This window comes from Candidatus Methanodesulfokora washburnensis (assembly GCF_003947435.1).
GTDB lineage: Archaea > Korarchaeota > Korarchaeia > Korarchaeales > Korarchaeaceae > Methanodesulfokora > Methanodesulfokora washburnensis.
Map to the genome: position 1 here is coordinate 1 of NZ_RCOS01000138.1, position 10,664 is coordinate 10,664.

Below are 10,664 nucleotides of genomic sequence, written 5' to 3' on the forward strand. Positions count from 1 at the left end.
GATTTAGCTCTAAATATCTCTTTGATATAGTTTTCATTTATATTTGGCTCTTCAAATGAAATAGAAAGCACATCCGTCTTAAAGGTATGTCCAAGATGAAATGGACCTTTCAAAGGAGATGAGCAATCCATTCCATAAGGCGTTTTATGGTTTCTTCTTCTATCCGGAAAAGCTGTACCACAATCAAAACATACCCAAAATCCACTTCTCTTCCCTTTACAGATAACAGCTAGTTCTCCATCAGAGGAGTACTTGGACCTTTTGTCCAGGCTTAAGTTGTTTGAAACATGTTGGATGCTTTATGAACACATCCTTGCCTGTAAATATCCTCTGCAACAGGTTAGAGGGCACCGGATATATAACATCCATGATCTCGCTCAATGTAACACCCTGATTTTTAATGAAAGAATCTTTTTATTTCTCTATTTTATTACGACTATTTAGGTAAGCCCTATATATCTACCTTCACTATCTTCCCTCTATCTAAATTTAGTCTGTCAGCAATATCATAAGTATCATCCACTCTTATTGATGATACTGGAAATTCTATTTCATTAATTTCTATCTTATATGGATTGGCTGAGCTCCATTTCAATGAGCTAACCTCCACTATAAGGTATCCGCTCGATCCTATACTTCTCAAGGCCTTCCTAACCAATGAAATAATATCTTCTTCCCCATATCTTCTATTAAAGAGAATATCAATTCTTCTTACCACAATAAAATCTGGAGGTCTTTCGATGTGCCCGTGATACCACATTCTCATGAGCTTAAGAGGCTCTATTTCCACAGGTCTCTTTCCTAGTGAGTTTGAAAATTTTTCAATAACAATATCTATGATCTTTGAATCAACAAAATAAATGGAGACAACAGAGCTCATCTATATCACCCTATAAATTTCTCTAGACTCTCTTTCTCCTTTCTTGGTGGAGGTGAAAGTAATAAGTGAGAATTCTCCCCGCATATTGTGTAAAGCAGTGTTCTTATATGTGTTTTCTCCCTGTTCTTTCCCTTTCCTGTCTGATCTGGTAGGACTGTCTCCAACACTCTAATTATCTCGCAGATGGAGATTCCGGGCTCAGATAGTATGGAGGCCACTTCTTCTATTCTTTTACCCTCCTCTAGCATTGCCACTGCCTTATGGATATAATCTATCAGTGGCTTGGGCTCCAACTTAAACAGTTTTTCATTCTTATATCTTTCTTCTGGAGAGAGGAACCTCACCACCTTATCCTTAACACTATCTGCCCTCTCTGACATTATTTTTCCCAATCCTCCCTTAATTACTAGCTCCTCTACAGGATCTCTTAGCTCTGAAGCTCCAAGGCATGCCAATGATAGCCTTCTGGCATCATCATATGGTACAGTATCTTTGTACCAATGCCTTGCGATAATATAAAATTTGGTAAGAGGATCTACTGCGGAGATCTGTGGAATCACTTTCCTAATATGGAAGTTTATGGCTTCGCTTATAACTTCATTCAAAAGTAAATTGAGCGCTTCATTTTTGTCCATTTTTCCCTCAGGATCTTTTAATGGCCAGTAGTCACTGGCTATCTTAAGTGCATGCGCCATAGCTCCCATGAGAAAGTCGGGACCCGGCAATTCCATATCATACAGCTCCACTAGCTTCTCACTTAGGGTTCTCTTCATTTCCTTGAGCGCATCCTGAATATATCCCCTGGCTTCCTCACTCCTCTTCCTACAGATGAATATGATGGAAGTTCTTAAAGCCGCTTTTCCTGATACATGAATGCTGTGTTCCATCTCGCTCCTTACTCCCCATAACATTCTTATAGAGAAGCCGGAGTCCAATAATGCCCTGATAGTTCTGATCCATGCTTCTCCTGTTTTATGGGCGAACCATAGAAGAAAGACACCTTCATCTCTTAGTGCTTTGTATATCGATCTGAATATGGATTCCATCTTTCTTTCATAAAATATATTGGCTAGCTTTTGATTTCCATGTCTTATATCGTTGGCAACTGCTTCCTGATCCTTTGGAACCTCAGGTGCGGAGAACGCCTCTGGAAACACTTCCTTGAGGATCAATTTAAACCATACATAGAAATAATCTGAATTCTCTGCGTACTGAACGTTATCCAGATAAGGGGGATCAATGAATATTACATCATATTTGTTTTCAGAATTAGCAAGAAGAGCTTCAGCATCTCCCAAAAGCACGCTCACTTGAGCATCAGCATTTCCTATCCTCTTAACAAGTCCTTTTAGGGATTTAAGAACATTTTTATAGGTCCATGATAAGCTAGAGCTAGTGCTCGCTAAATCAAACTCTCCGAAATCCCATGTCCATGCAAGAGTATGACTATCAAATGTATTAGCTAAGACACCTCTAGATGTATGCCACCTACTTAAAATAGAGTTGTAGTCCAACAACTTTCCAAACATCAGCACTAAATATGTTATGACAGCCTTGGCGTACTCAGAAGCCTTATTTTCATCTCCACTATGTCTTTTCAGTCCATCTTGGAAAACCTCTTGGTGTATCTCTTTTATCGTTTTTACTACCTCTATATTGGCAAGAAGCTGTCTAGCAGTAAAAAGTTCCGTCCATCTAGTTAAACCCCTTCTAAGGACGCTTTCCGTAGCTTTACCCAGTGGGATCTTACCCGTTGGGATATACTGCTGTAATTCAGACCAGTTTCTCAGAACAAATTCGGAAGCCCTCTCGTAGGCTTTAATAGCTTCCTCTGTTGGCTCAAGATATTCTCTGTTCTCCATAACTATGGCCACAAGTCTTATAGGATTTGAATAAAATTTCTCCTTCTGAACTAAGGATTGTTTGTGAATTTCACAGACCTGATCGCTCTCTATTACATGGCCGTTAGGGCACACAAGCTTTCCATTTACTTCAAATCCCTTAGTCTCGAATTCTACTCCCTTAAACTTGCCCTCTATAATCCTGACCAGAGATTCCTCACCTTTCTTTCCTGATTTTATTTTTCCTATCTCCTCGACTTTTACTACGTGAAGATTGACCTTTTTATCAACAATCTCTGGATATAAAGCGTATCCTTTTTCCTTATCAAGCCATAAAGATCTAAGAGATGGTATTTCAGCACCACAGTAGGGGCATATGAACATTTTAGCCCATATGTAACTGGTTGGTTGGCCATCCGGATAAGGAGGATAGAACTCTCTCAACTTTTCTCTCACTCTTTCCACCAGAACTTTTCCATACCTTTCGACATCCTTCACAAGTTGCTCCCCATATTTTACCGGATATTCCAGCGTTCCTTTCAGTATCAAATATGCAACTGGGTTATATTCAGCAGCTATCACCTTGTCATAACCTGCTCTGATCATCTCAAATGGGATTGAGCCTCCACCAGCCATGAAATCTGCGCCCACTATCTCTTTGCCTAAAAACTCTTTCATTTTATTTCTGAAATAGTCAGAATCTGGATTTATTTTCTCAGCAACGGGATAGTTAAAGGCCTTTTTCTCCCTTCTTTTCCTCCTCTCGAAGGCATCTATAGGATCTCCCCTGAAGCCCATCCTGTATAGCAATTCTCTTCTTTTCTCCACACTTAAATCCTCATAGGGGGTCAGTGCAAGTATTGATGCAACTCTACAGGCTGTTAAAGGTCTTCTAGCCCACCATACATGAAGTATGAATAAAGGAGGTAAATAAGCGAAAGATCTTTCTCTTGAACACTCAATGTTTACTTCGTTCACTGGAAACCATCTCTCTATCATAGCTTCTTTCATGGCGGGTCAAAATTTATTAGCCTTAGAACTCATAAACTTTTATGCGAGTATGGGAGATATGTCATCCCCACTTAGAGGTTGTTGAGGGAAAATTACGAGAGGATGATTTTGTTGTAAATGTGGGGGCTGTTTGGGAGAGACTTGAGCTTGGAATAGAGCAAATTCATGTGAATGAGAGGTATATCGATCCGAACAAATTTGTAAGTAGGACTTACTTCACAGGTAACATGAGAGATTTGATATCAACAATTGCCAAGAGACTGAGAGGAATAAACGTACAGCCGATTCATCATCTCAAAGTCGCTATGGGAGGAGGAAAAAGCCATACCTTATTGCTTCTTTATTATATGGTAAAAAGAAGAGATATCAGATCTATCCTGGAAAAAGAGGGGATTGATGCTTCGATACCGGAGGATTCTAGGGTTATTGTGATAGATGGTCAGAGGATAGATCCTGTTATCGGATATGAGCCCCTCCAGGTAAAGACGATCTGGGCTCTTCTTCTAAAACTCCTAGGCTATGCAGAATATAAGAAGTATGATAACTGGGATGCAGCTCCATCTGTTCCAGTATTAAGGGAGGCTCTCTCTCATAAGCCAACTCTAATATTGATAGATGAGCTTTCTAACTACGCTGAAAATGTAAAATCGGATGAAAATAAGGCAGGAAAACTCCAGGTTTTTCTTCAAACGTTGATGACTGCGGTGCAAGAATCTGAAAATTCAGCTCTAGTACTGGTAACTCCCATAGGGGCCTTTGAATCAGGCTTTAAGCTAGTGGAGAACATTCTGAACAAATATGCAAAACCATCCATACTTGCCAGAGAAGAGGAATACAAGTCGATAAGAAAGAGAGCTCTTTTTCAGGATGATTTCTCTCTCTTAACAGAGAATATAATGGAAATATCTAGAAGCTTTTGTGAGATAATAAAAAGGATCTTTCCGGACATGCCCTACAATTGTGAGAAGCTCTTTCAAGACAATTATCCATTTCATCCGGCTGTTGATAGTGTTATGATGAAGCTAAAATCTAGTAAAAGCTTTCAAGAGGTTAGAGATGAGCTTAGATTTTTAGCCGGCTTAGTATATTCAGTTTACAAGGAAAGACCAAATGATGCATACGCTATAACAGTGGGCCATGCTAATTTGAGAGATGATTATGTCAGAGGTGGTACGATAACAAAACTGAAGGATCCTCTTCTTGTGGCTAAAGTAGATGGAGATTTAAGCAGGATGGAGCAAATAGAAGATAAATTTCTCAGATCTTTGGCGGAAAAAGTATATTCAGTCATAGTTCTAAATTCTTTAGTGGGAGAGCCATCAAAACTTGGGGCAAGCCAAGATGATATAATTTTCTCTTTGGCAACTCCTGATATAGCACCAGATCTCATAAAGAATGCAATTAAATTTATTGAGAAATACTCATGGTTCGTAAACTCAAGAGATGGTAGATGGGTATTCGGAGAACCGAATCTAATGCAGGTGCTCAACGAATATCTCAATAAAGTAGACAGAATACCAGAATTGAAGAAGGAAGCAACGAATTTGATTCAAGAAAAAGTTGAAAAAGCTCTTAAGGTTGCTTGGGATAGTTATAGAAAAGATATTTCAGTAGATGGGAGAATATTTAGCGATAAGGGGATAAAGATATGGCCATCTCGTCCTGGCGAGGTAGAAGATGATCCTAAACCAAAGTTGGTGGTCTTAGGCTATATAAGTCCTGAGGAATCTCCCGTAGCAGCTGAGACAAAGGATGAAGCTATTTCTATAGCAAGAGAATTTTATGAAACCTACGAAAACTCACCGAGGACTTACAAAAACACAATGTTCTTCCTTGTTGCACATAAAAAGCTGTTAGACAAAAGTGATCCACTAATGCATGCAAAAGCTGTTATCGCCTATAGTGAGATGGAGAAGGACAAAAAGGAATTAGAGAGATCTATAGGATCAAAAGGTGTGGAAAGTATTGGAGAGCTGAAAAAAGATGAAGAAAACGCACTTTACCGAAGCTCCTTCCCTGTTTATAGATTTTTAGTTTTTCCATCTGAAGGAGGGCTTTCAGTAGTAGAGCTTGGAGAAGAGGTCATAAATGAGGGCAAATTGCTTTTAGAAATAGACAGGAAACTAAAAGACGAAGTAAAGAAAGTGATTAGAAAAATAGATCCTAAAGCTCTTATAGACAGATACTGGCCGGCTGGAAAAGGAAAATTGGAGTTCAAGGAGCTGAGAGATTCATTTTTCAGAAGACCTGAACTTGAGCTTCCCATAAATGAGGATGTAATAAAGGAAGCGGTACGTGAGGCTGTAAAAAACGGGCTCCTTGTACTTTATCGTGAAAATAAACCAGTATACAAGGAGTATCCTAAAGCAATAAATTCAGATGATATTCTAGATAAGGAGATAGAGAAAGTTGAACTAAAAATAATAGCCAAATCAGAATTAGGAGAAGAGAGAATAAAAGTAAAGGTGGATGATAGTTGGTTTGAAACTCCCTTTAAATTAGAAGGACTAAAGGAAGAGGAAAAAGAACTGATTCTGGAAATTCCGGAAAGCTACATATTTAAGGGATGGTCTGATGGCAGTAAGGAGGGAAGAAAAAAGATTAAATTAGAAAAAAATGGAGAACTGGTGATACTGCTCGGGAAAAAAGAGGAAATTCCGCCAGAAAAAGCTCTTCTTACTATAACGGCTAAAGATAAAAAGAGGAAAGAGCATAATATAGACATTAAAATAAATGGAGAAAAATATAGAACACCAGTTCAGCTAAAATTCGAAAGAGGAGAGAAAGTAATAGTAGAGGTGCTTCCTCTTGATACGGATTCACTAGAGTTCGATGGATGGTCAGATGGGCAGAGAGATGAAAAAAGGGAGTTTACGATACAGGATGATCTTTCTCTAACAATCACTTTAAAAAGCGCTAAACCAAGCACTAGGTCGGTGTCTGTAGTTGCAGAGTTCAAGGACGCCTTTAATAAGATAAAAAGCTATGAAGATAAAGAAATAACAGGAATATCGCTGAAATTCCTCAACATACCACCTGAAGAGGCACCAAAAGTAGTAAACATTCTTTCCATGTTATTCAATAAGGACTATAGCTTTACAGCATCACTAAACTGGAAAAATGAGGATATATCAATATCAACAAATGCTGAGGGAGAGAGAAGTTCCTTTGGGGTATTTAAAAACTATATGAATCAAATAAGTGAGTATATAAATGAGTTTAAGCTTGAGATGAGCGCTAGATTTTCTGATCCTCTGCCACTGAGTGATGCAATACTCTTTGATGCCCTGAAGGGACTTCAAAAGTTCACTGGATATATACAAGCTCGCTTAACTATATTTGAAAAAGAGGGAAGAGCATTAAAGGAACTTACTGATGAATTTATTGTAGAAAGAGGCGAGAAAGCATGAGTTTGGATCAGAAGCTGCTTTCCACATTTCCTGAGGAGGTTGTTAACAAAAGACTGAGCAGAATGGATCAAGTTAGCAGGCTCCCCCGATTCATATCTGAGTACGTTATAAAGAGCCTTGTAGGAGATAATCCTAAGCCTGAAGATATCGTGAAACTGTCTGATTTCATATCAAGGTACTATCCCGAGCCAAAAGAAAGGGATAGAGTATTAAATGACCTGATCTCGAGAGGAGAATATAAACTTATAGATGAATTTAAAGTAACAGTTGATCCTAAAAGAGCAAAGAGAAAAGCGGAGATCCCATCTTTGCGAGTTTATGATGCTAAAATACTTCCATCAGTTCTAGAGGAGCATAAAGATATGCTTGGAACTGGAATGTGGGGGATAGCCACCCTGATATACGAGCCATCGCTGGCAGAGGATCCGTCTGAGACCCCGATAACTATCACAGAATTTAAACCACTTCAATATGCTGGAATCAATCTGAAGAAATATAAAGAAGGAAGAAAGAATTTCTCCACGGAAGAGTGGATTGATATCCTCATGAATACAGTTGGAGTTAATCCAGATGTTTACACAAATAGACAGAAGCTCTTATATCTCACAAGACTTGTTCCTCTTATAGAAAATAATGTGAATTTAATAGAGCTAGGACCAAGAGCTACAGGAAAATCCTTTGTATATAAGAATATATCGTACTATGTGCGTCTTTACTCAGGCGGTACTATAAGTCCGGCAGTGCTCTTCTTTCATGGGACTCTGAAAATTCTTGGAGATCTGGGAACCAGAGATTGTGTTGTATTCGATGAAGTAAGCAAAATAAGATTTTCAAACCCGGATGAGATGATGGGAAAATTAAAAGACTACATGGAGAGCGGAGAATTCGAAAGAGGACTAGCTAAGAGAGTAAGAAGCACATGTTCCTTGGTCTTCATGGGAAATATAGAGGTTGAGGGATTTAAACCAGCTGAAGATTTTGCAGAAATTCTTCCTACGATGATGCTTGATTCAGCTTTTATAGATAGGATACATGGGATAATTCCAGGCTGGGAATTACCGAAAATAGAACAGGCTGATATACATCTGTCCAATGGGTATGGATTTATATCAGATTATTTCTGTGAAGTTCTTCACAGATTAAGAAGGGAGAGCTTTAGTCCAATCCTAAGCGAAAGGGTGAAGCTTTATGCTGAAGGCGGGAAGGTAACCATTAGGGATCAAAAGGCGATAATGAGAATAGCATCTGGTATGATGAAACTTCTATTTCCTCATGGGTCTTATAGCGATGATGAGCTCAGGATGATAATGGATTTATCCGTTGAGTATAGACAGAGGGTACATGATTGGCTTATCAAGTTATCTCCAGGAGAGTTTGAGAAAAAGACATTAAAATATGAGGTGATAGGATGACAGAAAATTTTGTTTTATCCTTAATAAGGGAGAAAGATCCTACTTCTGTCATTTTTTCAAAAATGATTGAGTTAGCTGAGTCAAAATTACAGCTAAGCGATCTAGATAAAAGTTATGAAGATATTGAGGACGAGTTACTCAGGTTGGAGAAGTGGCTATTTGATGCATGGGGAGTAGATCTGTATCGTTACCACTTGGCAAATAGAGAAAAGAACAAACTGGCGATATCAAAGGCATTTAAACTTGCCAGCGAGAAAGGAGCGAATGTGTTAATATCAGATGGTTATAGTTTCAGAGAACATGTTGTGGTCAAAAACTCAATTAAAGCTGAAGTAGACGAGGATTTCGGATTATCAGCAACTCCAAGCATAACGTCAGAAGCATCTAAAATATTCTTTGATGTTCCGGATCTTAAACAGGCCTTCTCTGGAAGAAGATTCATAGAGGGAAGTTCTTGGGAGATGTGCATAGTGGATAAGATAAAAAATCCGCCTAAGACAGGGAAGAAAAAGGGAATAGCCTTCTTAACATACTATCCTGACGCACCACTTCATGAGGCTAAAAAACATGGTATAATTGAATTGCAGAGCATAACTGCAGTGGTGGGCGACCTAGTTAGTCTTATAGATGAGCTTTCTTCCAATGTTCCTCTTGTTGTAACAGGAGATCATGGCTATATATTCACAAAAGGAAACCCTGGCCTCTTTTTATGGAAAAATTGGGAGCCAAAAAATAGATATGGGGAAAGTTATGGGGAATTTCAACTTAAAATAGACGAAACTACGGTAGCTATCGGAAGAAAACATGCCCCGAAAACAACAGAATCCATGATAACTCATGGAGGAGTAAGCTTGGCAGAATCTCTAGTTCCAATAACTATAATACATAAGAAAGGTTGAGAACATGATATATAGGATGAGCATGACAAGAAAACCCGCGTTCAGGGTGTACAAGATAGATGATTACGGTACCAGAAGGAAGATTGCCTCTCTTACTGGCTGGAAGTGCAACCTGATCAGGAGAAAAATTCTGGAGAAAATTAACATGAGAGAGTTTATGTCTGCTAGGAATGGTATCAGGATATATGAGCTGGATGAGGAAAGTGCAGTTAAAATGGCCCTTATTCTCAAGACAGTAGCTTTACTGAGGAATGAAGAGAAGATAAAGGTGATTACAAGCGAGATACTGAAGATGGACAGATTTGAGGTATACTGGTGGTTTTCCTTATACCTTAAGAGAGGTATAAGGGCTATATCTGCCTTGTCGGTAGCATATACATAAAAACTAGTGAACCCAAGAAGAAATTCTCACAACTGTTTCACAGAAATATTCTAGAGATTAAACTTAAATTTGATTGTATCAAGTTGCTTCTGTATTTCTCCCAATATCCCCTGAAATTCGTGCCGATCCAACTCACCAATTCCATATCCGTCTATATAATTAGCTATTTTGATAAGAAGCGAAGTAAAAGGATTCTCAGAGAAGATAAAGACACAAAATGAGACTCTCCATGGGAAAAGAACTCCTTTTTTCTCCGCCGGCCAAACTGGTGTCTGGTCATCATAATAGGTCCCCTTAACTACTCCAATACCATGTATATTTCCGTTAGTCGTTTGGAAAACCACAATATCAAAAGGCTTAATTTTATTATAAAGTCTTATGAAATCTCTCCAATTTTTCCTCTGTTTCTCTCCGCTTTCCCTATCCCAAAATCCCCATAACAATCTCTCACTGGCCACTTTGATATTCTCAACGTTTTTTTGATGCAAATAACCATAGGCTCATAGATCCACCTCAATAATCTTTATTGCAGCCACTAGAATTTAAAGCTTTCCTTAAAAGTAATAATATCTGAAGAGATATTCAGCAAATTAAAGAACGTTGAAACAAGAACAGAAATGTTTAAAGTAACCATTTCCATAATTCATGAGTTAAGTGCACTTGGGTGTGTTGAAAAATGGCCGAGGACTCGTTTTTCCAGATGTTTCTGATGGAGATTTCCAAGCTGAGTTCTATATCCATAGCCTTTGACGATTCCTTTAGGGATGTTTACCTTTCTTTTTGGCATGAGTTTGATGGTAAGAGCGAGGAATCGCCTAGCTTTGTTGTA

8 protein-coding genes are annotated in these 10,664 nt (G+C 38.6%); 4 read left to right on the forward strand and 4 right to left on the reverse strand.

Annotation, left to right across the window (positions count from 1 at the left end):
• Positions 1-240: 240 nt before the first annotated feature.
• From D6D85_RS16455 to D6D85_RS12060, 3 genes are all read right to left on the reverse strand, one after another.
• Positions 241-381, reverse strand: a complete 141-nt coding sequence (locus D6D85_RS16455) for a hypothetical protein (RefSeq protein WP_161969856.1) — start codon at positions 379-381, stop codon at positions 241-243.
• A 70-nt stretch (positions 382-451) separates the two neighbouring features.
• Positions 452-880, reverse strand: coding sequence for a hypothetical protein (locus tag D6D85_RS12055; RefSeq protein ID WP_125672292.1), 429 nt, complete (start codon positions 878-880; stop codon positions 452-454).
• A 5-nt stretch (positions 881-885) separates the two neighbouring features.
• Positions 886-3,732: a DUF1156 domain-containing protein gene (locus tag D6D85_RS12060; RefSeq protein ID WP_125672293.1), complete on the reverse strand. Its 2,847-nt coding sequence runs from the start codon at positions 3,730-3,732 to the stop codon at positions 886-888.
• Positions 3,733-3,773: 41 nt separating this feature from the next.
• On the opposite strand from D6D85_RS12060, the gene D6D85_RS12065 reads away from it, so the two are divergent.
• Genes D6D85_RS12065 through D6D85_RS12080 form a run of 4 tightly spaced genes read left to right on the forward strand, consistent with a single transcriptional unit; the run spans position 3,774 to position 9,835 of the window.
• Positions 3,774-7,142: a DUF499 domain-containing protein gene (locus D6D85_RS12065; RefSeq protein WP_125672294.1), complete on the forward strand. Its 3,369-nt coding sequence runs from the start codon at positions 3,774-3,776 to the stop codon at positions 7,140-7,142.
• Entirely contained in the window at positions 7,139-8,554 is a 1,416-nt protein-coding gene (gene brxL / locus D6D85_RS12070) for a BREX system Lon protease-like protein BrxL (protein ID WP_125672295.1), read from the forward strand. Before D6D85_RS12065 ends, brxL begins: the two co-directional genes overlap by 4 nt.
• A complete protein-coding gene (locus D6D85_RS12075; protein ID WP_125672296.1) occupies positions 8,551-9,453 on the forward strand; it encodes a hypothetical protein in 903 nt (300 codons plus the stop codon). The genes brxL and D6D85_RS12075 overlap by 4 nt, the downstream gene beginning before the upstream one ends.
• Positions 9,454-9,457: 4 nt before the next feature.
• The gene (locus tag D6D85_RS12080) at positions 9,458-9,835 is read left to right on the forward strand and encodes a DUF7680 family protein (protein ID WP_125672297.1); all 378 of its coding nucleotides are present in this window, start codon (positions 9,458-9,460) and stop codon (positions 9,833-9,835) included.
• 50 nt (positions 9,836-9,885) lie between these two features.
• Here the strand turns inward: D6D85_RS12080 and D6D85_RS12085 are convergent, their stop codons facing one another.
• Positions 9,886-10,293, reverse strand: coding sequence for a hypothetical protein (locus D6D85_RS12085; protein ID WP_125672298.1), 408 nt, complete (start codon positions 10,291-10,293; stop codon positions 9,886-9,888).
• Positions 10,294-10,664 lie beyond the last annotated feature (371 nt).